The sequence below is a fragment of the Caballeronia sp. LP006 genome, from assembly GCF_031450995.1.
Taxonomy (GTDB): Bacteria; Pseudomonadota; Gammaproteobacteria; order Burkholderiales; family Burkholderiaceae; genus Caballeronia.
The window spans coordinates 712142-737517 of record NZ_JARTVW010000004.1 but is presented as its reverse complement, the minus strand read 5'-3'; the positions used below and the strand labels follow the sequence as shown (position 1 = coordinate 737517).

Annotated in this window: 16 protein-coding genes; 9 read left to right on the top strand and 7 right to left on the bottom strand. The window is 62.6% G+C overall.

Translation table 11 applies throughout. The annotated features are described in order from the left end of the window. Nucleotides 1–2 precede the first annotated feature (2 nt). Nucleotides 3–1382, bottom strand: coding sequence for a hypothetical protein (locus P9250_RS13495; protein WP_310393505.1), 1380 nt, complete (start codon nt 1380–1382; stop codon nt 3–5). 409 nt (nt 1383–1791) lie between these two features. On the opposite strand from P9250_RS13495, the gene P9250_RS13490 reads away from it, so the two are divergent. From P9250_RS13490 to P9250_RS13480, 3 genes are read left to right on the top strand one after another with little or no spacing between them, the layout of a single operon-like run. After that, nucleotides 1792–2268, top strand: coding sequence for a nuclear transport factor 2 family protein (locus tag P9250_RS13490; protein WP_310393503.1), 477 nt, complete (start codon nt 1792–1794; stop codon nt 2266–2268). Further along, nucleotides 2265–4199, top strand: coding sequence for an amylo-alpha-1,6-glucosidase (locus P9250_RS13485; RefSeq protein ID WP_310393500.1), 1935 nt, complete (start codon nt 2265–2267; stop codon nt 4197–4199). Before P9250_RS13490 ends, P9250_RS13485 begins: the two co-directional genes overlap by 4 nt. A 51-nt stretch (nt 4200–4250) precedes the next feature. Further along, complete coding sequence (locus P9250_RS13480; RefSeq protein ID WP_310393497.1) at nt 4251–6986, top strand: MGH1-like glycoside hydrolase domain-containing protein; 2736 nt, start codon at nt 4251–4253, stop codon at nt 6984–6986. A gap of 455 nt (nt 6987–7441) precedes the next feature. Here the strand turns inward: P9250_RS13480 and P9250_RS13475 are convergent, their stop codons facing one another. Continuing rightward, nucleotides 7442–9763: an FdhF/YdeP family oxidoreductase gene (locus P9250_RS13475; RefSeq protein ID WP_310393496.1), complete on the bottom strand. Its 2322-nt coding sequence runs from the start codon at nt 9761–9763 to the stop codon at nt 7442–7444. Nucleotides 9764–9905: 142 nt separating this feature from the next. Between P9250_RS13475 and P9250_RS13470 the strand changes: the two genes are divergently transcribed. The 3 genes from P9250_RS13470 to P9250_RS13460 all read left to right on the top strand — a co-directional run bounded on the left by P9250_RS13470 (nt 9906) and on the right by P9250_RS13460 (nt 13156). Beyond that, a complete protein-coding gene (locus P9250_RS13470; protein WP_310393494.1) occupies nt 9906–11363 on the top strand; it encodes a PLP-dependent aminotransferase family protein in 1458 nt (485 codons plus the stop codon). Then, nucleotides 11364–11627: a helix-turn-helix domain-containing protein gene (locus tag P9250_RS13465; RefSeq protein WP_244829417.1), complete on the top strand. Its 264-nt coding sequence runs from the start codon at nt 11364–11366 to the stop codon at nt 11625–11627. It abuts the gene before it with no gap. A 77-nt stretch (nt 11628–11704) separates the two neighbouring features. Beyond that, nucleotides 11705–13156, top strand: a complete 1452-nt coding sequence (locus P9250_RS13460; RefSeq protein ID WP_310393492.1) for a PLP-dependent aminotransferase family protein — start codon at nt 11705–11707, stop codon at nt 13154–13156. A 62-nt stretch (nt 13157–13218) separates the two neighbouring features. Here P9250_RS13460 and P9250_RS13455 read toward each other — a convergent pair whose 3' ends face one another. From P9250_RS13455 to P9250_RS13445, 3 genes are all read right to left on the bottom strand, one after another. Then, on the bottom strand, nt 13219–14361 hold the full coding sequence (locus P9250_RS13455; protein ID WP_310393490.1) for a TAXI family TRAP transporter solute-binding subunit: 1143 nt from the start codon (nt 14359–14361) through the stop codon (nt 13219–13221). 534 nt (nt 14362–14895) lie between these two features. After that, nucleotides 14896–17037 carry a zinc ribbon domain-containing protein gene (locus P9250_RS13450; RefSeq protein WP_310393488.1) on the bottom strand — a complete coding sequence of 714 codons (2142 nt, stop codon included), beginning with the start codon at nt 17035–17037 and terminating at the stop codon, nt 14896–14898. A 727-nt stretch (nt 17038–17764) separates the two neighbouring features. Beyond that, entirely contained in the window at nt 17765–19348 is a 1584-nt protein-coding gene (locus P9250_RS13445; protein ID WP_310393486.1) for an aldehyde dehydrogenase (NADP(+)), read from the bottom strand. Between the two features lie 165 nt (nt 19349–19513). Between P9250_RS13445 and P9250_RS13440 the strand changes: the two genes are divergently transcribed. Both P9250_RS13440 and P9250_RS13435 read left to right on the top strand, forming a co-directional pair. Beyond that, a complete protein-coding gene (locus tag P9250_RS13440) occupies nt 19514–20449 on the top strand; it encodes a LysR family transcriptional regulator (protein ID WP_310393484.1) in 936 nt (311 codons plus the stop codon). Between the two features lie 239 nt (nt 20450–20688). Further along, nucleotides 20689–21918, top strand: coding sequence for a sensor histidine kinase (locus P9250_RS13435; RefSeq protein ID WP_250467321.1), 1230 nt, complete (start codon nt 20689–20691; stop codon nt 21916–21918). A gap of 215 nt (nt 21919–22133) precedes the next feature. On the opposite strand, the gene ahpF is transcribed toward P9250_RS13435, so the two are convergent. Both ahpF and ahpC read right to left on the bottom strand, forming a co-directional pair. Continuing rightward, on the bottom strand, nt 22134–23708 hold the full coding sequence (ahpF, locus tag P9250_RS13430) for an alkyl hydroperoxide reductase subunit F (RefSeq protein ID WP_250510166.1): 1575 nt from the start codon (nt 23706–23708) through the stop codon (nt 22134–22136). Between the two features lie 164 nt (nt 23709–23872). Continuing rightward, a complete protein-coding gene (gene ahpC / locus P9250_RS13425) occupies nt 23873–24436 on the bottom strand; it encodes an alkyl hydroperoxide reductase subunit C (protein WP_244829425.1) in 564 nt (187 codons plus the stop codon). A gap of 178 nt (nt 24437–24614) precedes the next feature. On the opposite strand from ahpC, the gene P9250_RS13420 reads away from it, so the two are divergent. Then, nucleotides 24615–25310: an NAD(P)-binding domain-containing protein gene (locus P9250_RS13420; protein WP_310393482.1), complete on the top strand. Its 696-nt coding sequence runs from the start codon at nt 24615–24617 to the stop codon at nt 25308–25310. Nucleotides 25311–25376 lie beyond the last annotated feature (66 nt).

The following is a 25376-nucleotide window of genomic DNA, read 5'->3' as shown; positions in this document are numbered from 1 at the left end:
CTTTATCGCCGCTCCACGCTCAGACGCCCGGCAGAGCGCCTGCCGCCGGCGTCATCGATGGTCACGGACAAGCCGGAAGTGAGCGCTATTTCCAGCAATGCGTTGCGGTTCGCGTCGGCGTTCGCGGCGGTCCGCACGCGCCACTCCATGCCGTCGGGTGTCTGGAGCACGTAGCTCGGCTGGTCGCCGGCGCAGTTGGCATCGATCAAGCGCGTGACATTGCCCGTTTTCGTGCCGGCATGGCGTTCGTCACCACAATGAAAACTGGGACTGCCCGCGCGCGGCAGGCCGACCGCGACGCCTGTTACGACGGAATTGACGTCTGCGGTGATACTGACCGGCAACCCCCACGCCAGCGCGCGGACCAACATGTGGTGGCGGTGAGGGCAGATCTTCGCGTTCATTTGCACGCAATATTGGCGGCCGTCCCACGCGCGCAAAAGGTAATTGACTCGATCGAGCATGTCGTAATCGATTATGCGAGTGAGAAAGCCGGTACGCGTTTCGGTCAGCCTTAGACTGAAACAGATCAGCGGCGGCGTTTCTTCGGCGAGATAAGTGCCGATTGAAAGGCCGGTGACATAATGATATTCATTGCCATATACGGTAAGTGGCAGGCCGGCACCCACTGCCATTATCATTAACCCGAGTTTTTCAGCGTCCGGTCGCCGTTCCAGACGAGCGTGATAACGCGCGCCGTCCACGCTTTTTAGAACGATCCCGAGCGTGTCGCAGGTTTCGGTATCGATTATCTCTTCGATGAAACCTGTGCGCGGAGTATTGCCGAGCGGCTCGGCCGTGCACTCGATATTCGGACCGAAGCGCCGTGAGCCGATCGAAACGCCCGTGACGTAATAATCCGCGCTGGCGCGAATAGTCACCGGCAAGCCCGATCTGAACGCCATGAGCATCAGCATATGGCGATTGCGGTTATCATCCGGCGTCATTTGCGCGCAATAATGCGAACCGTCGGGGCAGCGCAGAATATAGCCAAAGGTTCCGACGCTGTCGGCATCGTCTATCTGCACGATGAGTCCGGTCCTGACGTCGTTCAGCAGGTTCCATTTGAAGAGCGAGGTCTCGGATAACCGCGTGTGTTTCAAGCCTACGGAAACAACGTCAATAAATCGTTGGCAATTAGCATTGATCGATACCGGCAAGCCAAGCGCCATTGAAAGCTGCAGTAATGCGTTTCGGTAGGGGTGATCGAGTTTATTCAATAACGCGCAATAATGTGTGTTCTCGCGGGTTTTAAGCACGTAGGTAACGCAATCAGAATCCGCATTATCGATCGACCGGATAATCGAGCCGCTTCGGGTATCCATGAGAAAGGACTCGGCCTGCCCATTGATCAGCGCATTTCTTGGTTTTCGGAATCGCATGACTGCCTCGAGAGCGGGCGGTTGTGAAATGATCGGCTTTTGGAAGCGCAAACGGGAAACTAAACCAAATAAGCGTGTAGACGCGTCACCGCAATTTCATTGCGATGCCGTATCGGCTAGAACGAAGGTTTCTAAAGAGAGTAGGAAGTGACACGAATTTAGATAAACAATTTTTTGGCGTCAATTATGGTTTCGCCTTTTTTCGGGGGGTGTGCATGGGTGGGTAGTCATTTGCAGATGCATTTGAAGACAAGTTGAATATCACTCGACTGAAATCCTGCTTTTTCGCATCTATCGCGTTTAAAAGACGCCGAACAAAGCACGCAGTCGCGAAGAATTAGCGCTGCAGCATTGCGCGAGCCGGGAGAGAATGCGAACTTGCACGCGCCAGCGGCCCTTCCGGAAGCTCATGCCCAATTCAAACACCGAACTCATCGAGCGGTTCTACCGCGCCTTTCAGGAGCGCGACGCCGAGGGGATGGCCGCGTGTTACGCGCCCGACATCCGCTTTCAGGACCCCGCGTTCGGCCTGCTGCACGGCCGTGAGGTCGGCGACATGTGGCGCATGTTGCTCGGCCGCGCGGCGGATTTCTCGCTGACGGTGGATGAAATCCGCTCGATCGGGCAGACCGCGAGCGCCGTCGTCATCGCGCGTTATACCTATTCGGCCACGGGCCGGCCGGTCGTCAATCGTATCGAGTCGCGCTTTGCTATCCGCGATGGCTTCATCGTCGAGCACATCGACACCTTCGATCTCTGGCGCTGGAGCCGTCAGGCGCTCGGCGCGAGCGGTTTGCTCCTCGGCTGGACACCGCGAATGCGCGCGACGATCCAAAAGAAGGCGCGGCGCGCGCTCAGCGATTATCGGAACAAGGCGGCGACATGACGCGTATCGAAGCGAATCGGGACGCGCCTTTCGACGCCGCGCGCCTGGAAGACGAATGGCTCGAACCGGATGCCTTCGGCGGCTTCGCGTCGGGCACCGTCGGCACGTTGCGCACGCGGCGTTATCAGGCGTTGCTGCTCGCCGCCACCGCGCCGCCCGCCGGGCGCGTCGTGCTGGTGAATGGCGTCGAGGCATGGCTCGATGTAAACGGAAAGCGCCGCGCGCTCACGATGCAACGCTACGCGCCCGACGTGCTGTACCCGGACATCTCCGCGAGCCTCCTCTCGTTCGATACCTCGCCGTGGCCCACGTGGCGCTTTCGCATTGGCGACGAAACGGTGGCGAGCGCGGAAGTGTTCGTCGTGAAGGACAGCGGCGAGACGGTGCTGCGCTGGCGGCTCGAAACGCCCGTGCCGAAAGCCACGCTCGAAGTGCGGCCGCTTCTTTCGGGCCGCGACTATCACGCGCTGCATCACGAGAACGGCGCGTTTTCCTTCGATGCAACCGTCGACGTGGAGCGTGTGCATTGGCGTCCGTACGCAGATCTGCCGGCTATCGGCGCGACGTCGAACGGGGCTTATCGGCACGCGCCGGACTGGTATCGCAACTTCAGCTATGCGCGTGAGCGCGACCGCGGGCTCGATTTCACCGAAGACCTCGCCGCACCCGGCGTCTTCAGCTTCGATCTCGTACGCGGCGATGCGGTGCTGATCTTTCATGCCGACACCGGCCGCGAACAGGCGCACGAGGGCAATGCGGTAGCGCTTGCCACCCGACTCGCCACGCGAGAGAGCCAAAGGCGCGCCGCGTTCGGCTCGCGGCTTGCGCGTTCCGCCGACGCGTATATCGTGGATCGCAACGTCGGCAAGACGGTCATCGCGGGCTATCCGTGGTTCACCGACTGGGGCCGCGACACCTTCATCTCGATGCGCGGTCTTCTGCTCGCGGCGGGCCGTTACGCCGATGCCGAATCGATTCTGCTCGAATGGGCCGATACGCTCTCGGACGGCATGCTGCCCAACCGCTTCCCGGACGGCGGCGGCATGCCCGAATACAACTCGGTCGATGCCTCGCTGTGGTTCGCCGTGGCGGTGCACGATTACCTGGCGACGGGCCACGCCAGCGCCGCGACCGCGAGCCGCCTGCAACACGCGGTCGATTCCATTCTCGAAGGCTATACGCGCGGCACGCGCTTTGGCATCGCGGCGGACGCGGACGGTCTGTTGCGCGCGGGCGTCCCGGGCGTTCAGCTCACGTGGATGGACGCGAAGGCGGGCGACTGGGTGGTGACGCCGCGCATCGGCAAACCGGTGGAAGTCGAGGCGCTGTGGTTCAACGCGCTGTCGATAGCAAGCGCGTGGAATGCGCGCTGGACCGCGCCGCGCGACGCTGCGCGCGCGGCTTTCCTCGCACGCTTCGTCGATCCCGACACACGCGCGCTGTACGATGTCGTCGATGCCGATCACGAAGCCGGCAAGCTCGATCGTTCGATCCGCCCGAATCAGATCTTTGCGCTGGGCGGTCTGCCTTTCGCGCTCGTCGATGGCGACATCGCTCAAGCCGTGCTCGCGCAAGTGGAAACCCAACTGCTGACACCACTCGGCTTGCGCACGCTCGCGCCGGCCGACCCGGCGTATCGTCCGCGTTATGCGGGCGGCGTGCTGGAACGCGACGGCGCCTATCATCAGGGAACCGTGTGGCCCTGGCTCATCGGGCCGTTCATCGAGGCGTGGATTCGTGTGCATGGCGCAGCGGGCGCGCGCGAGCGCTTCATTGCGCCGCTCGAAGCGCATCTGGACAGGTACGGTCTCGATCATCTGTCCGAAGTCGCCGACGGCGATGCACCCCATACGCCTGGCGGCACACCGTTCCAGGCGTGGTCGCTCGGCGAATTGCTGCGCATAGAAAAGCTTCTGACCGAAACACGCTAAATTACGAGTCTTGCCCGCGGCATCGAACGCCGCTCATCAGGAGAAATATCCATGCCGAAATCGCGCGCCGTCAACCAGATCGACACCGTCGAAGGCTCGCGTCTGCATTCGAGCGATTGCCCGCGCTGGCAACGCTGGGGACCGTATCTGAGCGAACGGCAATGGGGCACGGTGCGCGAGGATTACAGCGATAACGGCACCGCGTGGGATTACTTTCCGCACGATCACGCGCGCAGCCGGGCGTATCGCTGGGGCGAGGACGGCATCGCCGGATTCGGCGACGACAAGCTCAACTGGTGCGTCTCGCTCGCCTTGTGGAACGGCGCCGATCCGATCATCAAGGAACGGCTTTTCGGGCTCACCAACGAGCAGGGCAATCATGGCGAGGATGTGAAGGAGCTGTACTTTTACATCGACGGCACGCCGACGCACTCGTACATGCGCATGCTCTACAAGTATCCGCATGCGGCGTTTCCTTATTCCGATCTCATCGAGGAAAACGCGCGGCGCGGCGCGGACAAGCCCGAATACGAAGTGCTCGATACTGGCGTGTTCGACGATGGCCGCTACTTCGACGTGCAGGTGGAATACGCGAAGCACACGGCGGACGATATCGTCATGCGCGTGAAAGTGGAGAATCGCGCGGACTGCGCCGCTACCATCGACGTGATGCCGCAAATGTGGGCGCGCAATACGTGGTCGTGGAAGAAAGTGTCCGATAAACCCTCGCTGAAACTTCAGACGGTGAACGGCGTGACCTATGTCGCGGCGGAACACGGCGCACACGAACAGATGGTACTCACGGCATGGTCGCCGGATACGCCCGATGTCGAATGGCTCTTCTGCGAAAACGAGACCAACGTCAAGCGACTTTTCAACATGGAGGGTCCGGGTCCGTTCAAGGATGGCGTGAACGACTACATCGTCCAAAAGGACGAACACGCGATTCGCCGCCACACCGGCACGCGCGCGACGGCTCGCGCGCATCTCGAGATCGCGCCATTCGGGACGGCGACAGTGTTCATGCGCTGGCGTCCCGAATCCGCGCCCGACACCGTGCCGCTCGATGCCGACGCGCTCTTCGCGCGCCGTATCGCGGAAGCCGACGAATTCTACGGCGCGTTGCAGCACGACATCACCGACGCCGATCAGCGGCTCGTGCAGCGTCAGGCGCTCGCCGGCATGCTGTGGTCGAAGCAGTATTACCAATTCGACGTTACGCGCTGGCTCGACGGCGATCCGCTGCAACCTACGCCGCCGCAATCGCGCCGTCGCGGGCGCAATGCGGAGTGGCGGCATCTGTGCAACGCGGACATCGTGTCGATGCCGGACAAGTGGGAATATCCGTGGTACGCGTCGTGGGATCTCGCGTTCCATGCGGCCGCCTTCGCATTGATCGATCCGGAGTTCGCCAAACGCCAGATGCTGCTGCTCGTGAAGGACCGTTATCAGCATCCGAATGGCCAGTTGCCCGCCTACGAATGGGCTTTCGGCGACGCCAATCCGCCCGTGCACGCGTGGGCGACGTGGCGCGTCTACGAGATCGACCGCGCGATCACCGGCAAGGGCGACCGCGACTTCCTGGAACTCGTATTCCACAAGCTGCTGCTCAACTTCTCGTGGTGGGTCAACCGCAAGGACGCCGACGACCGCAACATCTTCCAGGGCGGCTTTCTCGGGCTGGATAACGTCGGCATCTTCGATCGCTCGTCGCCGCTGCCGACAGGCGGTCATATCGATCAGGCCGATGGCACCGCATGGATGGCCGCGTACGCGCTCGACCTCATGCGTATCGCGCTCGAACTGGCCTACGCGAACAAGGTGTTCGTGGATATCGCGGTGAAGTTCTTCGAGCACTTCTTGTATATCGCGGAAGCCGTGAGCTGCGAGGACGACTGCGACACGGGTTTGTGGGACGGCGAGGACGAGTTCTTCTACGACAAGCTGCGTCTGCCGGACGGCTCGAATGTACCGATGCGCGTACGGTCCATCGTCGGGCTCATTCCCATGTTCGCCGTGCACGTGCTCGAACCGAACGTGCACAAGGCGCTGCCGGGACTGCGCGACCGGCTGCACTGGTTCCTCGAACATCGGCCGGATCTCGCGCGGCTCGTGTCGCGCTGGAATATCGCGGGGCAGGGCAATAGCGTGCTGCTGTCGCTGTTGCGCGGGCATCGCATGAAGGCGCTGCTCAGACGCATGCTCGACGAAAGCGAGTTTCTCTCCGACCACGGCGTGCGCGCGCTGTCGCGGGTGCATCGCGACAATCCGTTCGTGTTCTATCACAACGGTGACAGCTTCTCGGTGCAGTATCTGCCGGCCGAGTCGAACTCGCGCGTGTTTGGCGGCAACTCGAACTGGCGCGGGCCGATCTGGATGCCGGTGAACTATCTGCTCATCGCGTCGCTGCACGAATTTCATCGCTATTACGGCGATGATTTCCGCGTGGAATACCCGACCGGCTCGGGACAAAAGTTTTCGCTGAAACAGATCGCCGACGAACTCGCGCGCCGTCTGACCACGCTCTTCTTGCTCGACAAGAACGGCGAACGTCCGGTGATGGCGGCGTATCCGCAACTCCAGGCGGACCCGCGTTCGCGCGATCTCGTGTTGTTCCACGAATACTTTCACGGCGACAACGGACGCGGCGTGGGCGCATCGCATCAGACCGGCTGGAGCGGGCTCGTCGCGTTGCTGTTGCAGCCCTTGGCGATGGGACCGTCAGGCGTCGTGCCGCTCGCCGGCGAAACCGATGCCGAGGTGCAGGAGTTTGCCGGCGCCAAGTAACGGTCCGTCATCGTCGCTAAAAGTCAACCTCTGCCATCCGGCTGATAGTTAGGAAAAGTCGTATATCGCTTGCGTCTCCATCTGCGTAAGTTTGCGAAAACGCAAACTTGAGGACGGTTTGGAGATAAAAATGAAACAAACTACGCAAGGATATTCTGTCAGCGGCTATCAGACCGAATGGGGCGCCGCAACCCGCCAACGGACCGAAAATCAGGACAGTCCGCCCTACAAAATGGTCGTGGTGGTGTTCGCGGCGGCCATGCTGGGCGGCGCTTACGTGTCGGCCACGCTGCAAAGCATCGCGCTCGGCTGGATGGCGGGCGTCGGCATTCTGGGCGCGCTCGGCGCCGTCATTCACCGCTGGTGCACGGGTCCCGATGCACTCGAGCGCCGCCTGAACGCACGCGCTCGCGCGCGTCACAACGCGGTGGCCCGGTGCGGCATCAACTTCGATCTCAAGCAGCAGCGCTCTGGCGGATTTCGTTCGCGGAACTCAGCAACACGGGAATGGACTTCGAAGTCGGCGTCCCGGCACCATCAGCAGTGGACGACAACGGCACTAGCGGGTTGGTCTCAGGATAGTATGCGCCCAGGCATCCACGAGGAATGTCGTACGCAACGAGGGTGAAGCCGTCCACCTGGCGCACGACATCGTCATCCCAGACACTCGTGATATCCACGAGGTCGCCCGGTTCGAAGCCGAGCATGTCGATATCCTCGCGGTTCGCAAAGAGCACACGCCGCTGTCCGTACACGCCACGATAGCGGTCGTCGAGTCCGTAGATCGTCGTGTTGTACTGATCGTGCGAGCGCGTGGTCATGAGCGTCATCAGGCGCGCGCCATGCAGGGCGCGGGCGCGGTGAATCGGCGTATCGACGGCAATGGCGTGCACGATGAACTGCGCCTTGCCGCTCGGCGTCTTCCAGACGCGCTCGCGTGAAGCCACGCCCAGATGAAAGCCGCCGGGTTGCTTCAACCGCTCGTTATAGCGCTCGAAGCCCTCGACCACTTTTTCTATGCCGTCGCGAATCAGCGCGTAGTCATTCGCGTGCGCGAGCCAGTCCACCTTGCCCGAACCGAGCGTCGCATGCGCCATGCGCGCGACGATCGCCACCTCGGAAAGCAGATTCGGCGAAGCGGGCTTGTTCATGCCATACGAGATGTGGACCATGCTCATCGAGTCTTCCACGCTCACGCCTTGCGCCACGCCGTTCTGCATGTCGATCTCGGTACGGCCGAGCGTCGGCAGAATGAGCGCGTCGCGGCCATGCACGAGATGGCTGCGATTCAGCTTGGTCGTGATATGCACGGTGAGGTCGCACGAACGCATTGCTTCCCAGGTGCGCGGCGTGTCGGGCGTGGCGATCGAAAAATTACCGCCCAGCCCGATGAACACCTTCACGCGGCCTTCGAGCATCGCGTGAATGGATTCGACCACGTCGTAACCGTGCTCGCGCGGCGGCTCGAAGTCGTATGCCGCGCCGAGCCTGTCGAGAAACGCCTGCGTCGGCTTTTCCTCGATACCCACCGTGCGATCTCCCTGCACGTTCGAATGGCCGCGCACCGGGCAAAGCCCCGCGCCGCGCCGGCCGATATTGCCGCGCATCATCATCAAGTTGGACAGCAACTGCACGATCGGCACTGAATTCTTGTGCTGCGTGAGGCCCATGCCCCACGTCGAGATGACGGCGCGGCCTTGCGCGTAGATATCGGCGAGCTTCAAGATTTCGTCGATGGCCACGCCCGATTCCGCGACGATCATCTCCCAGTTCTCGGCGCGCAAGTCGGCGGCGAAGCTGTCGAAGCCAACCGTGTGTTGCGCGATGAAATCGACATCGAGCACGCGGGCCTGGCCATTGGCGAGCGCGGCATCGTCGAGTTCGATCACGCGTTTCGCCACGCCCTTGATGAGCGCGAAGTCGCCACCCACTTTCGGGCGGATGAATACGGAGCTGATCTTCACGCCCTTGGGCGAAAGCATGTCGAGTGTGTGCTGCGGGCTCGCGAACCGTTCGAGGCCGCGTTCTTTCAGCGGATTGATCGACACGATGGTCGCGCCGCGTTTCGCGCAGTCGCGCAACTCGCCGAGCATGCGCGGATGATTGGTCGCCGGATTCTGACCGAAGAGCAGCAGCGTGTCGGCGTGTTCGAAGTCGTCGAGCGTCACCGTGCCCTTGCCGACGCCCACGGTATGCGGCAGGCCACGGCTCGTTGCCTCGTGGCACATGTTCGAGCAGTCGGGGAAATTGTTCGTGCCGACCATCCGCACGAAGAGCTGGTAAAGGAAAGCGGCTTCGTTGCTTGCGCGGCCGGACGTATAGAACGCGGCCTTGTCCGGATGGTCCAGCTTGTTGATGTGCGATGCGATCAACTCGAACGCCGCGTCCCATTCTATCGGCACATAACGGTCGCGCTTGGCGTCGTAGACAAGCGGGTCGGTTAGGCGGCCATGCTGTTCGAGTTCGTAGTCCGACTGCGCCATCAGCGAAGTCACCGTGTGCTCCTCGAAGAACGCGGGCGTGACGCGCTTCGCCGTGGCTTCGGCGGCAACCGCCTTGACGCCGTTTTCGCAGAATTCAAATGTCGATGCATGCGCCCGGTCCGGCCACGCGCACCCGGGGCAGTCGAAGCCATCCGGCTGATTCTGCTTGAAGAGCGTCCGGTAATTGCCGCCCGCGACCTTCTCCTTGACGAGATTGATAGCCACCTGTTTGAGCGCGCCCCAGCCTGCGGCGGGGTGCGAGTACGGTTCGATGCGAGCTTCGGGCTTCTTCATGGTGTGGCGTGTCGACGCACAGGACGATTCGGTACGTCGATCCTACTGTTTCCCAAATGGCGCGCGGCGCACAGAAAACGTGAAATAAGAGGGATACAGTTGGTAGACTGAACGCCCTCCTTGTTTCGACACGACCGCCGCCGTGACCCTCTACGAAAAGCTCGCCGATGAGATCGAAGCCGCCGTGCGCCGTGGCGTGTTCGCGCCGGGCGAGCGCATTGCGTCGGTGCGGCAGGCGAGCCAGCAGCACGGCGTGAGCATCAAGACCGTGCTGCATGCCTATGCGTTGCTCGAAGGCCGCGGCGTGCTGGAAACGCGTCCGCAATCCGGCTATTTCGTGCGCGCCAGACCCAAGGCCGAAACGCCGCGTGACGAGACGAAGCGCCGCGCGCGTCCCGTGGCGGTGGCTTCCGAAGTGGACGTGAGCCGGCTCGTGCTTGCCACGCTGCGCAGCATCCGCGCGCACGACGCCGTGCCGTTCGGCTCGCCGTATCCCGATCCCGAGCCGTTCCCCTGGCGGCGCATCAACCAGTACGCGAACGCCATCGCGCGGCGGCACACGAGCTGGAATCTCATCGACGATCTGCCGCCCGGCAACCCCGAGCTCATCCGCCAGATCGCGCGGCGCTACGCGGAGAACGGCGTGAGCGTGGACCCGGCCGAAATCGTGATTACGGTCGGCGCAACGGAAGCGATCAATCTGAGTTTGCAGGCGGTCGCGAAGCCGGGCGATACCGTGGCCGTCGAGTCGCCAACGTATTACGCGATGCTGCACGCCATCGAGCGGCTCGGCATGCGCGCGATCGAGGTGCCGACGCATGCCGTCGATGGCATCGACATCGAGGCGCTCGCGCAGATCATCGGCAAAAGAAAGATTGCTGCTTGCATGGTGATGCCGAATTTCCAGAACCCGCTCGGCTTTCTGATGCCGGATGCGCGCAAGCGGCAACTCGTCGAATTGCTGAGCGAGCACGAGATACCGGTGATCGAAAACGACGTGTATCACGAGCTCTATTTCGGCGATGCGCGGCCTACGACACTCAAAAGTTTCGATACCAAGGGGCTCGTGCTTCACTGCGCGTCGTTTTCGAAGAGTCTCACGGCGTCGTATCGAATCGGCTGGGCGATGCCGGGACGTTTTCGCGCGCAAGTCGAGAAGCTCAAGTTCCTCAACACGCTGACCACGCCTTCGGTGCCGCAAGTCGCCGTCGCCGATTATCTTCGTCAGGACGGTTACGACCGGCATCTGCGCGGCGTGCGCAAGCTCTATCAGCAACAGGCGCGCATCATGCGTGGGATGGTCGAGCGCTTCTTTCCGGCGGGCACGCGCACGTCCGCGCCACAGGGCGGTTATGTGCTTTGGGTCGAATTGCCGGAGCGCGTCGATTCGATGCAGCTTTATCGCGCGGCGCTCGAATGCGGTATTACGGTCGGGCCGGGCTATATGTTCTCGACGCGCAATGCCTTCAGCCACTTCATTCGCTTGAACTACAGCTATCCGTGGACCGCGCAGAGCGAGGCGGCATTGCAGCGTTTGGGCGAACTCGTCGGCGAAATCGATCGGCGCGCGGCACGAGACGACATAGAGAAGGAGACATAGATGAGCGATGACATCGATCCCATACTCGTCGCCGTTCTGGCGCAACTCTGGCGCGCGCGTCGGGAGAGCCCGGAGAAACCGTGGTCGCTTGCGAAGTTGGCGAAGCAGTCCGATTTGCCGATGAGCGCGTTGCGGCGGCAGCTTACCGGGCTCGCGGATGCGGGGCTGATCGAGATGACGATCACGGAAGAGGGCGCGGGAAGTGCGTGGTTGAGCGCCGAAGGGGTGACGTTGTGTGCGGCCGTGTTTGGGGCGGAAGGGTGAGGCGAACGCGGCGCTGGCCTTGTGAATGCATCGAAATCCGTTCATCCTAGGTAGCCACGCTCAATCGGTGCTTCACCTTGGACATCCACATCACCCTGCACGGCCGTCACGACCTCACGGGCCAGATCTACGGCCAGTTGCGCGCGGGCATCATCGAAGGGCGGCTTGCCGCTCATGCGCGCCTGCCGTCCACGCGCGATCTCGCCGCGCAGCTCGGCGTGTCTCGCAAGACGACGCTCGATGTATTCGATCGCCTGATCGCCGAAGGTTTTCTTCGCACTCGCGCCGGCGATGGCACCTTCGTCGCCGATGGCCTCACGCGTCTGCCCGCCGCCCGCGCCGAGCCGACCTCGGCGCGCGCCCGCGCCACCGGCATCTGGCGCAAGATGCCCGAACGCATGTCGATGCCCATGCCGCCCGCCGACATCACGCTCGACTGCGATTTCAAGGGCGGCGTGACCGACAAGACGCTTTTCCCCTTCGATGCCTGGCGCCGCTGCGTCAACCAGGCGCTGCGCACGCAGGCGCGCACGGGCGGCGGCGTGGCGTCGTATCGCGATCCGGCCGGCGAGCAGGAGCTACGGCTCGGCATTGCGCGCTATCTGGCGTTCAGCCGCGCGGTGGTGTGCAACTGGCAGGACGTTCTCGTGACGCAAGGCGCCCAGCAGGCGCTCGATCTGCTCGCGCGCGTGGTGGTCCAGCCGGGCGATGTCGTCGCGATGGAAGAGCCGGGTTATCCGCCTGCGCGCGCCATCTTCTCGGCGCTGCACGCGCGCATTGCGCACGTTCCCGTCGATGAGCACGGGATCGTCGTGGACAAGTTGCCGCGCAATACTCGGCTCGTCTACGTGACGCCGTCGCATCAGTTTCCGCTCGGCATGCCGATGAGTCTCGCGCGCCGGATCGAACTGCTCGAATGGGCGGCCAAACGCGGCGCGGTGATCGTCGAGGATGACTACGACGGCGAGTTTCGCTTCGAAGGGCGGCCGGTCGAGTCGCTGAAGAGCCTGGATCATGCAGGGTTGGTCGCGTATGTCGGCACGTTCTCGAAGACGCTTTTTCCGGATTTAAGGATTGGCTACGTGGTGCCGCCCGCGACGCTTTCCGAGCCGCTCTGGAACGCGCGGCAAGTTTGCGATCTGCACGGCTGCATGCTCACGCAGACAGCGCTCGGCGCCTTCATGCTGGATGGCGAATATGCGAAACATTTGCGCCGCATGCACAAGGCGTATGCGCAACGCCGTGCCGCGTTGATCGCGCATCTGACGGGCGCTCTTGCGCACTGGTTCGAGCCGATGCCATCGACGGCCGGCATCCATCTGGTCGCGCGGCTTTTAGAGCCGTGGCAGGAAGCGCGCGTGGTCGCGGCGGCGCGCGAGGCGCAAGTGGGGTTGTACGGCATCGCGCCGTTTTATGCGGGCAAGCCGCTCTTGCAAGGCGTGTTGCTTGGATATGGCGGGACGAGCGTCCCGGCTATCGAGCGTGGGTTGAAGCGGCTGGCGGGGGTTATGGCGGCGATGGGGGCGTAGGCGCTTGTTTGCGTATCGCGCGACGCGCTGTCGTCATGCAGACAACAGCGCGTGCGTTCACGTCATTGATCGCACAGCAACAACACCTTCTCCTGCGCGGTGCAACTTGCTTTCTTCATTTTTGGCGCGGCGCCATCCGTCGAACGCGCCAATACGGTCTGCGCGCCGCCTTGCGATTGCTGCGCGAGCGCCGCGCGCTTGGCGATGCACGACCGCAAATGCTTTTCAACCGGCGGATAGTATTTCCAGCCCTTCGTCAGCGGCGGCAGTTCGAGATGCACCTGTTTCCACTTCGGATGCCCGCTCGCCTGCAGCGTATCGAAGTTCGTGCAGAGCGAATCGGCGAATTTCGACATCGCGCCGACGGTGCCGCGCAGACCATAGTCATACGTCACGAGGAACGCCTTGACGGTGAGCGTTGGCGTGTCCTCCTGAATCCAGTTCGGATAGCTCGATGTGCGGATCGTCGCCGGGAAATACGTTTGTTTGGCGCGCGCGGTTTCAGGCGCGGCCGGGTCCAGACGCAACAGCTTGATCTGCTGCAGCAGTTCCGGGTTCATGTCCTGAAAGAGCTTGGCAGGCTGTCCCGCGACGATCACCGCGACGTCGATCTTGCGCACGATCAGCTTCGCGAGCGCGTCCTCGTTGCTATAGTGCTGCGCGTTCTGGTCGGCGATAGGTTCACCGAACATCAGCCGATACAGCGTTGCCGACGACTGCGCCGTGCCGCTTCCGAGCAGCCCGACGCTAATGTTCTTGTCCTTGATTTCCTGGATGTACTTGAGCGGCGAATCCGAACGCACGACGAAGTAAATCTCTTCGTCGTAAAGCGGCATGATGAGGCGCAGCGGCTTGATGATATTGCCGGCATCGGCGTTACCGGACGCGGCCATATCGACGTAAGCCTGATACACGTCCGACTGAACGAGTGCGAATTTCACGCCGGGTTCATAGCGCATGCGCTGCACGTTTTCCGCCGATCCTTTGGAAGAAAGCACTTCCAGTTCCATGCCGGCAGGGTCGGCCACGTACTTGGACAGGTCCTGACCGATCTGAATATACGTGCCGCGATCCGGCCCGGTAGTGATTTTGTAGGGCACGGCGTCGGCGGCGAAACTCGTCCCCGTGACGCTTGCGAGACCGATTACGGCAAGGAGGGCAAGCGCACCTCGCGCGGCGTTCCGCATGATTTTCGTGGAGAACATGATTGACCCTCGATTCTTGAGTTGGACGGGTGCTGTGGAACACGCGCGATGCGAGAGCGTCGCATCGTGCGAAATCGGTTATGCGTTTCTGCGCGCGGGCTAGTTTTAGCCGATGCAGTTTGTTCTGGCGACTCTTTCCGTTCGCGAGATGCCGGATTCTTTCCGGGCACGCTGTGCCAAAAAAGCTTTGTCTCCGTGAATGCTTTTTTCCTGATTTGCTTCGTTCTTTGGATGCTTATTTCTTGCTCGCACACCCGCCGATGTGCGTCGTCTCTTCCGTCGAGTCTCGTCTCCCGAGACATCGCCGCTTTAGAAGCGATTTGATATTCGAGACCTCGCTCCTTCAAAGGTGCTTCGTTTCCCGAGTCGGGCTTCTTCAGATTCGCGTCGTTACCCGAGACTTTCCTATTTCTGAAGCGCTCTCTTCGGAGCCGCTTCGATTTCGCAAGACGCCTTGCTTGCGTGGTTGCCTTTCACCCACAGAGCGCCGAATCTTCATTCAATGCGCTCTTCCATGTTTCTATCTCCCCATCTTCACGGCGCCGACTTCGAAGCCCCGCCGCCGCTCGTCCAACCGTATTGCTTGATGGCGCGTTCCAGTTCTTCGGTCTTGTCCGCGTCCATATGCGCCGATACGTTCGATGCGCCAAACGACGCGGCAGCGCGCGGGCTTGCTGCGGGCGGGTTGATCGCGGGCGCGGCGGCGAGTTGAGCTTGCGGCGCGGTATTGCGCACGGCGACAGGCGTCGCGCCAGTCGCCGTCGATGATGTCGATGCATGCGGTGTGGCACCCGACGCCGACGGCGCCACATACATCCCGTTGGACGTGCTGCCGCGATTGGACGTCGCATCGTACATGCCGTTATTCGATGCGCCGCCGCCCGTCGCGGTCGCTCCGCGATTCTGCGGCGCGACGTACATCTCATCGCTTGCGTTGGCGTGATTGGCGGAAGAGGCATCGTACAGGCCGGTCGACGCAGTATTACGCGTCGCGCCGGTTTGAGGCGCGGGCCGCGTGTTGGCTGCCACGGCGGCGGGCGCGGTGCGACTCGTCGCGGGAGGCGGCGCAGCGGTGGCTGGCGCCGTGCGCGTCGCCGTGGTCGTCACGGGCGCGGGCGTCAACACAACAACCGAAGGAGCGGCCGTCGCTGCAACAGTGGAAGGCGCGGGCGTCGTGGAAGGCACGGCAGGCGTTGTCGTCGCTGCCGTTGTCCTTGCGGCAGGCAAGGCGTTGCCGGAAGTCGCGGGTGCCACCGTCGCCGTTGCAGTGGACGGTGCGAACATCTTCGCGGCAGGCAATTCAACGGCCGAAGTCGCAGGCGCATTGGCCGGGGCAACATTAGCCGTAGCAGCAGGCCCAACCGTCGCCGCGGTAATGGCATTCGTAGCCGCCTGAGCCCGCGCGATCTTCTCCGCGCGCGAATCAGTCGATGCATCCCGCGCTTCGTCGATCGCATCCCGCCGTGCCGCCGCTGCCGTTCCGCGCTGCGCGGCGTGCCGCTCAACCACGGTCTTCGGCGCGATGGTCACGGTCTTGACCGGCGGCGTCGCAACTTCCACGTTCGCAGTGGTCGCAGGCTTGCCGACGTTGGTGGCAACCACGCTGGCAGGCGCGGCGGGCGCCGGGGCAGCAGCCGTCACCGCCGATGGCAGCGGCTTCTTCGCGCCCGCAGGCGTCGCGACCATCCAGCCCGCGTGCGAGATGACGCGTTCTAGCATCGCTTGCGACTCGCCGTTGCCGCCATCGATAGCGAGCGCTTCGCCCGCGTTCTGCTGCACACACGACCATGCCGAAGTCCGCTCGCAGGCCCGCGCCAATTGCAGCGCGGCGTCGCGTTGCAACTCGCGCTTCGCGAGTTCGTCTTTCATCGAATCGTAGTCGGGGCGCGTCTGCAATGACGCGGGAACGGTATTGAGGCGCGCGCGCGCCAGCGTCAGGTCGTGCTGATCCAGCGCAAGGCGCACGCTGCGCAGCGTATCGCCGGAAACGGACGCGCGGGCATCGGCCGAGGCATTGCCCGCGCCTGTCGCCACATTGGGGTTCACGTTCGGCGCGGTACCCGGCACGAGCGAGCTGAATCTGGAATCGATCGCGCCGGAGACACTGTGATCGGCGGACGGCGAGGCGTCGTCATCGTTCGAATCGCCGTATTGCAGATAAGCGGCCGCGCCGAGCGCGAGCACGACCGAACAAACGCCCGCGATGACCGTCTTGCGCTTCGACCAGGATTCGGAGCCGGGCAGCGCGTCGGGATCGCGGCCGGTGTTCGCATAAGCGCTGCGCGCGGATTCCTCCAGGCGCTTCGCCCGATGCTCCGCCGCCTTTTGCGCGATACGTTCGCTCGCGCGTTTCGGGTCCCAACCCGCGGGCCAGCCGCGTTCGGTTGCGGGCTCCTCCGGCAGCGCGCCGGAAGGGGAGGCGCCGGCGCCAGCCGATGCGGCGGCGGGAGCCGTTGCCGAGGTCGACATCGACGGAAGCGGTTTGGAAAGCGTCTGCTCGAACATGTTGACGCGCGGCCGTTCTTGCGGTGCGGCGGCCTGGCGCGGTTGAGCGGACGCGGCGTTACGATCCGCGCCGCAGTTTGGACAACTGTCGGCGTTTTTGCGCATCGTGCTGCCGCAACGCTGGCAGACGACGGAGAACATGGATGCAGGAAACGTCAGACGCGTGGTCATGCTTTTAAGCCCTCGAAGGACATGTGCGATAACGTGGCCGCTTGAGTGCCTATACTGGCTTCGGACCGCCCGCAATCGCGCGCGCGAAGTCCTGCGGCAACAATCCTTCGTATCGTTTGTCGGGCGCGAATGTATGTCGAATGAACATCGACTGCGTGCGTCCGAAAAACGAAAGTCCGAATATCGTTGAAGCGAGTTCGGACGTCAATCGCGTTTCGCACCTACCTCGGGCCGCCTGAATTTAAGCGACTACATCATCGCGCCGGCGGCACGCGAAACTCCGTGCTCCCGACGCGCCTCGTAACCGCGCCTTTTGATGGCGCTGGCCCTCGTGTCGATACGAAAACGCGGCCGGGACTGGTGCGCCCGCGTCGCCGTTTCAGGGCTTCGCGGCCAAGCGCCACGCATCGCTCTCTCACAATGTTTTTGCCATTCTGGGCGCGCGGCGGCGGTTTCGTGACGCCAATCCTTAGCCAATAACCGACAAGGGCGAACAACCGCGCGATAACCCACTGATGCAAAAGCGGTTAGGGCGCGAAATGAAACCCGTTCGCGCGTTGCATGGCGGATACGAACTGCCTCGCGCGCCGGCGCGAACGTTTGCGCCGTGCGTGAGCGAAAGTGCGGACAATTTAGCCATCCGAAGCAATTCGCGATAAGCGGAAGGCCGCGACGCGAACCCGGAAGTTCAGCGCCGCGGCCTCGATTTGCAGCTTATGCGACCGACTTATTCAGCCAGTTGCAACTTGCCGTCGATACGGCGATTCAGACCCAGCGGATTCTCGGTCTTCAGCGCGTCGGGCAGAAGCGCATCCGGCAGGTCCTGATAGCTCACCGGACGCAGGAAGCGGTTGATCGCGAGGCTGCCGACCGAGGTCGAACGGCCATCCGCCGTGGACGGATAGGGGCCGCCGTGAACCATCGCGTGGCCCACTTCGACGCCCGTGCCAAAACCGTTCACCAGAATGCGGCCCGTGCGGCGTTCGAGCGCCGGGAGGAAGTCGCGCGCTTCGGCGTAATCGGCTTCGTCGATATGCAACGCCGACGTCAACTGGCCTTCGAGCGATTCGATCAGTTCCAGCATCGTCTTCTGATCCGGGCAGCGCACCACCAGCGACGACGCGCCGAAAATCTCTTCCTGCAGCGAGTGGTTCTTGAGGAAGTTCGCAGCCGTGGTCGAGAACAGCGCCGACTGGCCTTGATTGTCGCTCTTCGCTTCGACGCCGCGCGCGAGCGTCTTCACGTCCGCCTGGCTCGAAGCCTTATCGATCGCGCCTTCGTACGCCTTGTGGATGCCCGGCGTGAGCATGGTCTGCGCAGCCGTCTCCGTCAGCGCCGCCGATGCCGCCGCGATGAACTTGTCCAGGTCAGGACTCTCGACGGCGAGGATCAGGCCGGGGTTCGTGCAGAACTGGCCCGCGCCGAGCACGAGCGATTGCACGAATGCCTTCGCGATGGCTTCGCCACGGTTCTTGAGCGCGGCCGGGAACAACACGACCGGGTTGATGCTGCTCATTTCCGCATAGACGGGAATGGGTTCCTTACGCTCGGCGGCGAGCTTCATCAGCGCCGTGCCGCCTCCGCGCGAGCCCGTGAAGCCTGCTGCCTTGATGCGGTTGTCCTTGACGAGGCCCTGGCCGATGTCACGACCGCTGTCGAACAGCAGCGAGAACGTGCCTTCGGGCATGCCGCAGTCCTTCACGGCCTTTTGTACCGCGCGGCCGACGAGTTCCGCCGTGCCTGGATGCGCCGAGTGCGCCTTGACGATCACCGGGCAGCCCGCGGCGAGCGCGGAAGCCGTATCGCCGCCCGCGACCGAGAACGCCAGCGGGAAGTTGCTCGCGCCGAACACGGCGACCGGGCCGACGCCGATGTGACGCAGACGCAGATCCACGCGCGGCAGCGGCTTGCGTTCGGGTTGCGCCGGGTCGATGCGCACGCCGAGATAGTCGCCGTTACGCACCACTTCCGCGAACATACGCAGTTGACCGACCGTGCGGCCGCGTTCGCCCTCGATCCGTCCGCGCGGCAATCCGCTTTCGATGATGCAGCGCTCGACCAGGTCGTCGCCGATGTCGAGGATATTTTGCGCGATGGTTTCGAGGAATTTCGCGCGCGCTTCGGGCGCGGTTTCGCGATATACGTCGAACGCGGCCCAGGCGAGGGCGGCTGCGCGGTCGAGATCGGCGAGCGTGGCGCCTCCGAATGCCGGTTCGATGGCCGCGCCCGTGGACGCGTTGACGGCCTTGATCGAGCCGTTGCTGCCGAAAATGGATTGCTGGCCGATGAGCAGATTGCCTGTGAGTTGCATGGTGTCTCGTCCTTGACTTGAGTGAGTCGTAGCGACTGCGGCGGATGCGAGCGTCGCGCTGCGCCGACTATACGGCGCGAGAGGCGCCGCTGTATAGTGAATCCTTTCCATCGAGTGATCGCTTTATGGAATCACCCCGCCTTTTTCTTCCGCATCGTTTGTCGCATGAAAAACACTCTGGATGTCCTGATGTCGCGGCTGCGCATGAAGCAATTGCAGTTGCTGATCGCGCTCGACGACCATAAATCGCTGCATAAAGCATCGAGCGCCATGGCGATGACTCAGTCCGCCGCTTCCAAGGCGCTCGCCGAACTCGAATCGATGCTGGAAGCGCCCTTGTTCGAGCGCGCCAAGAGCGGGGTGATTCCCAACCCGTTCGGCCGCGCCGTGGTGCGCTATGCGCGTCTGTTGGCTGCCGATCTGAGCGCGCTCTGCCAGGAAGTCGCGCAGATACGCGCGGGCACGGGCGGGCGGCTGACGGTCGGCACGATCATGGGCGCGGTGCCGGGCGTGGTCGCACCCATCGTCGGCGAGATGCACGCGAAGCATCCGGACCTTGCCATCGAAATTGTCGAGGACACCAGCGCGCGCATGGTCGGCATGCTGGACGACGGCCATGTCGATCTCGTGATCGGCCGCGCAAGCGTGTCGGACCAGCCGACAAAGTACCACTATCAGCCGCTCGCCGACGAACCGCTTGCCATTGTCGTGGGACAGGACCATCCGCGCGCGGCGGGACGCGAAGTCGGGCTCGCGGAACTGGCGGGTCATCGCTGGGTGACGTATCCGAGTTATCTGCCGATGAGCGCGCTGCTCGAACGCGAACTCGACCTCGCCGGCTTGCCGATGCCGGCGAACCCCATCTCCACCGCGTCGCCGCTCGTGACGGTCACGCTTTTGCAGCAGAGCGCGGATATGGTGGCGATATTGCCGTCGAGCGTCGCGAAACTTTTCGAGCGCTACGGCATGTTGCGCATCTTGCCGATCCGCATGAAATCGAAGTCGCAGACGTATGGCATCGTGACGAGAAAGGGAGGCGCGCTGTCGCCGGCCGCGCGCCAGTTCGTGCAGATGCTGCGTGAAAAAGGTCGCCCGCATTGAGGCGTGCGTCGCGCCCGTCCACCTTGTCAATTAGCGAATGCGTTAGCAATTTTGCCCGTTTACGATAGTCGGGTACTCGAACTTTTTGCTTGAAGCTGGGCCTATACTGGCGTGGCATCGCGGCCTTCGAGCTTCGCGCTCCACGGCGGTTTCACCCCAGCACTTCCTTACCAGCACTTCCATACGAGCACCACGCGCCGCACGAGCGGCAACTGGGCGTTGCAATCGAGGAATCGCAGATGGCCGAAACGGCAGCCAACGGCTTAGACGGTCTCGTGGCTTCGTTGCGCGAGCAGCGGACCGCGCTGACTGAAAAATGGATGAAGCTCGTGTTCGGGGATCAGGAAGTCGAACACTCGGATCAGCTCACGTACCGGCAACTGGCGGACCACTTGCCGGAAGTCTTCGAGGAAATCTGCGTCGTGCTCGAATCGCGTAATTTGCGCGATCAGGAAGGCGTCATCGAACAAAACGCGCGGCAGCACGGGCAATGGCGTTGGCAGCAAGGGTATCGCATCGACGAACTGGTGCGCGAGCTCGACCTGTTCCGCCAGATTTTGCTTCAGGCGATTGGCGATTACGCCGCCGCGCACACGGATCTCTCGCGCACGGACGAAGAACACGCGCGGCTCATGACCGATGAAGTGGTGAGCTTCGTCACGCTGGCCTCGATTCGTGAAGCGGTGGGCGAGCGCGATCGCAAGATCGACGAATACACCGGCATGCTGGAGCGCGCGAATTACGAGCTCACGCTGCGTCAGAAGCTAATCAGCGAACTTTACGAAACGCGCATGCAGGTGACGCGCCGCGTCGCGCACGATCTGCGCAATTTCCTCAACGTATTCTCGACGGCGCTGCAACTGCTCGGCCGCTCGCCCGCGAAACGCGAGACGGCGCTTGGGCTCGCCAACCGGCAAGTGTCCGACATGGCGAGTCTAGTCGATGAAATGGTCGAATATTCGAAGGTCCTCGGCGACGATTCGCTGTTGACAGTCGAAGCGTTCGATCTCGTCGGTCTCTTCGACGAACTAATGCAGTTAAACCGCGTCGGCACCGAAGCAAAGGGCCTGAAGCTCGTCGGGCATCTGGAACCGACGCTCGGCACGGTGACATCGAACCGGCTGAAGGTGAAGCAGGTCGCGATCAACTTGCTCTCGAACGCGATTAAATACACGTCGGCGGGCGAAATCGTGTTGACGATCGACGCCGTGGCGGACGACCGCTGGCGCTTGCGCGTGACGGACACAGGTTCGGGCATCGGTACGGCGGATCAGGAGCGCGTGTTCGAGGAATTCGAGCGCGCGGCCGAGGACGATATTCCCGGAACGGGGCTTGGGCTTGCCATCGTGAAGGAACTGTCGCGTGCGCTCGAGGGCGAGTTGCGTTTCCAGTCGGTGAAAGGACATGGAAGCGTGTTCGAAGTGATCTTTCCGCTGGTGCTCGAGCCGAAAGCGAAGTCGGCAAGCTGAGGGTGGGGCGGTGTTTTCGGCGTGAGCGGGTTTTGCTCATCAGCGTCATCGCCAACTTCGCCCACTCATTGCCACAGCCGTCTATTTCGGCAGCGCGCTGGAAAAGCGAGCCGAATGGACGCGCGCTTCAAGCGCCAATTCCACCGCAAGCGCAATACAAAAAAAGGCGAACGAGCAGCGCTCGTTCGCCTTTCCCCTTCGCCGCAAGGCAAGCTTTACGCGGCCACCGTCTCTTCTTCCTCGACCGACGCGCGAATCAGATGATCGAACGCGCCAAGCGATGCCTTCGCACCTTCGCCGACCGCGATCACGATCTGCTTGAACGGCACCGTCGTCACGTCGCCGGCAGCGAATACGCCGGGGATCGACGTCGCGCCCTTCGCATCGACGATGATCTCGCCATGCTTCGACAGCTCGATCGTGCCCTTCAGCCATTCGGTGTTCGGCACGAGACCGATCTGCACGAACACGCCTTCGAGTTCCACGCGGTGCGAGACGCCCGTCGCCCGGTCCGTGTAGTTCAGGCCGTCGACCTTCTTGCCGTCGCCGGTGATTTCCGTGGTCTGCGCGCTCGTGACGATGGTCACGTTCGACAGGCTGCGCAGCTTCTTTTGCAACACGGCATCGGCGCGCAACTCGTTGCCGAATTCGATCAGCGTCACCGCCGCAACGACACCCGCGAGGTCGATGGCCGCTTCGACGCCGGAATTGCCGCCGCCGATGACCGCCACGCGCTTGCCCTTGAAGAGCGGGCCGTCGCAGTGCGGGCAGTAGGCCACGCCGCGTCCGCGATATTCACGCTCGCCCGGCACGTTGATTTCGCGCCAGCGCGCGCCCGTCGCCAGAATGATGGTCTTTGCCTTCAGGACCGCGCCGCTTGCCAGATGCACTTCGTTGATGCGGCCCGGGATCAGCTTGTCGGCGCGCTGCACGTCCATCACGTCGACTTCGTAGCTCTTGACGTGCTGTTCGAGCGCCGTCGCGAACTTCGGTCCTTCCGTTTCCTGCACGGAGATGAAGTTTTCGATAGCCATCGTGTCCAGCACCTGGCCGCCGAAGCGCTCGGCGACCACGCCGGTCGCAATGCCCTTGCGCGCCGCGTAGATCGCCGCTGCCGCGCCTGCAGGACCGCCGCCGACGATCAGCACGTCGAATACCGGCTTCGTTTCCAGTTGCTTCGCGGCACGCGCGGCTGAGCCCGTATCCAGCTTGGCGAGAATTTCCTTCACGCTGCTGCGGCCCTGGCCGAAGCTGTCGCCGTTCAGGAACATCGTCGGCACGGCCATGATCTGGCGGTCTTCGACTTCCTTCTGAAACAGCGCGCCGTCGATCGCCACGTGCTTGATACGCGGATTGATGATCGCCATTACATTCAGCGCCTGCACGACTTCCGGGCAGTTCTGGCACGACAGCGAAAAATACGTTTCGAACCGGTAATCGCCGTCGAGCGCGCGAATCTGCTCGATGGTTTCGTCGTCGAGTTTGATCGGATGGCCGCCGGTTTGCAGCAGCGCCAGCACGAGCGACGTGAATTCGTGACCCATCGGGATGCCGGCGAAGTGAATGCCCGCCGCCTTGCCCGGCTCGCCGATGGTGAACGACGGACGGCGTGCCGCAACGTCCTCTTTCTCGACGACGCTGATCCGCGGGGACAGCGTAGCGATTTCGTCGAGCAGGCCTTTCAGCTCACGCGATTTGTCGCTGTCGTCGAGAAAGGCGACGAGCTCGATGGGCCGCGTGACTTTTTCCAGATAGGCTTTCAACTGAGTCTTGAGATTGGCGTCCAGCATGGCGTGTGTCGTTCCCTGACGAGAGTTTTTGGAATCTTTGGACGCACTCCGTCCAAGCGCCGCCATAAAGCGGCGCCGAAACGGAATGCGTGGGTACAAACTGGGGGTGCAAGGCGCGCAGCGGGCCTGCCGCGCGCCTCGTCAGTCTCTGGAGAACCCGAGACTCAGATCTTGCCGATGAGGTCGAGCGACGGGCTCAGCGTTTCAGCGCCCGGCGTCCACTTGGCGGGGCAGACTTCGCCCGGATGCGATGCGACGTATTGCGCGGCTTGCACCTTGCGCAGCAGTTCGCCGGCGTCACGGCCGATGCCGTTGTCGTGCACTTCGCACAGCTTGATCTCGCCTTCCGGGTTGACCACGAACGTGCCACGCAGCGCCAGGCCTTCTTCTTCGATCAGCACGTCGAAGTTGCGCGAGATGGCGAGCGTCGGATCGGCGATCATCGGATACTTGATCTTTTGGATCGTGTCCGACGTGTCGTGCCATGCCTTGTGCGTGAAGTGCGTGTCGGTCGAAACGCTGTAGATTTCAACGCCCAGCTTCTTGAATTCTTCGTAGCGGTCAGCCAGATCGCCCAGTTCCGTCGGGCACACGAAGGTGAAGTCGGCCGGGTAGAACACAAACACGGACCACTTGCCCTTCAGGCTTTCTTCGGTAACGGTGACGAAATCACCCTTGTGATAGGCGGTTGCTTTGAACGGCTTGACTTGGGTGTTGATGATCGGCATTGATCGTTTCCCTTTAAGTGTGTGTTGAAGAAGTGAACGAAGTATGAACTAAAACTATCAAACCTTGGAAGTGGATTGATTTTATCATTGTAATTGATCTGGACTATGACGTCGATTCGTCGCATTGGGTGCGGGGTTTGCGATGCCGCCAAGATCGATCACGAACCCAGGAGGCACCATGAAAATCGGCATCATTGGAGCGGGAAATATCGGGCAAGTTCTGGCGTTGCGCTTCGGCGAACGCGGCCACGAGGTGCGCATCGCCAATTCGCGCGGGCGGGACACGCTCGGCGAAGTCGAACGCGCGACTGGCGCGCAAGCCGTCGAGGCGCGCGAGGCCGTGCAGGGCGCGGATCTCGTCGTCGTGACCATTCCAGAGTCGAAGGTGCCGCTTCTCCCGAAGGATTTGTTCGCGGGAGCACCGGCGAGTCTCATCGTGATCGATACCGGCAATTACTATCCGCGGCAGCGCGACGGTCGAATCGACGGAATCGAAAACGGTCTGCCGGAAAGCCGCTGGGTGGAAGAGAAGATCGGCCGGCCGGTCATCAAGGCGTTCAACAATATCTACGCGGCGCATCTTCGCAACCACGGCAAGCCGGCGGGAACGGCGGGGCGCATTGCGCTGCCCGTGGCGGGCGACGATCACAAGGCGAAGAAAGTCGTCATGCAACTGGTCGATGAAATCGGCTTCGATCCCGTCGATGCCGGCGAAATCGACGATTCCTGGCGTCAGCAACCCGCCACGCCCGTCTACACGGCGGACCTCGACGCGGCGGGCGTTCGCCACGCGCTGCACGAAGCCAGCCCGCTGCGCAAACCCGAGTGGCGCGCGACAGATGAAAGCCCGGGAGACTTCGACAATCCACGCTAACGGCCGAATACGCGCGCCATGCGACAATCTGCAAACTTTCACGATGCGCTTTAACATGACGTGCCG

Excerpts from the sequence above, each read along its gene's own strand:
- P9250_RS13495 (WP_310393505.1), bottom strand. The coding sequence starts at position 1,382 with ATGCGATTCCGAAAACCAAGAAATGCGCTGATCAATGGGCAGGCCGAG.
- P9250_RS13490 (WP_310393503.1), top strand. The coding sequence starts at position 1,792 with ATGCCCAATTCAAACACCGAACTCATCGAGCGGTTCTACCGCGCCTTT.
- P9250_RS13485 (WP_310393500.1), top strand. The coding sequence starts at position 2,265 with ATGACGCGTATCGAAGCGAATCGGGACGCGCCTTTCGACGCCGCGCGC.
- P9250_RS13480 (WP_310393497.1), top strand. The coding sequence starts at position 4,251 with ATGCCGAAATCGCGCGCCGTCAACCAGATCGACACCGTCGAAGGCTCG.
- P9250_RS13475 (WP_310393496.1), bottom strand. The coding sequence starts at position 9,763 with ATGAAGAAGCCCGAAGCTCGCATCGAACCGTACTCGCACCCCGCCGCA.
- P9250_RS13465 (WP_244829417.1), top strand. The coding sequence starts at position 11,364 with ATGAGCGATGACATCGATCCCATACTCGTCGCCGTTCTGGCGCAACTC.
- P9250_RS13455 (WP_310393490.1), bottom strand. The coding sequence starts at position 14,361 with ATGTTCTCCACGAAAATCATGCGGAACGCCGCGCGAGGTGCGCTTGCC.
- P9250_RS13450 (WP_310393488.1), bottom strand. The coding sequence starts at position 17,037 with ATGACCACGCGTCTGACGTTTCCTGCATCCATGTTCTCCGTCGTCTGC.
- P9250_RS13445 (WP_310393486.1), bottom strand. The coding sequence starts at position 19,348 with ATGCAACTCACAGGCAATCTGCTCATCGGCCAGCAATCCATTTTCGGC.
- P9250_RS13440 (WP_310393484.1), top strand. The coding sequence starts at position 19,514 with ATGAAAAACACTCTGGATGTCCTGATGTCGCGGCTGCGCATGAAGCAA.
- P9250_RS13435 (WP_250467321.1), top strand. The coding sequence starts at position 20,689 with ATGGCCGAAACGGCAGCCAACGGCTTAGACGGTCTCGTGGCTTCGTTG.
- ahpF (WP_250510166.1), bottom strand. The coding sequence starts at position 23,708 with ATGCTGGACGCCAATCTCAAGACTCAGTTGAAAGCCTATCTGGAAAAA.
- ahpC (WP_244829425.1), bottom strand. The coding sequence starts at position 24,436 with ATGCCGATCATCAACACCCAAGTCAAGCCGTTCAAAGCAACCGCCTAT.
- P9250_RS13420 (WP_310393482.1), top strand. The coding sequence starts at position 24,615 with ATGAAAATCGGCATCATTGGAGCGGGAAATATCGGGCAAGTTCTGGCG.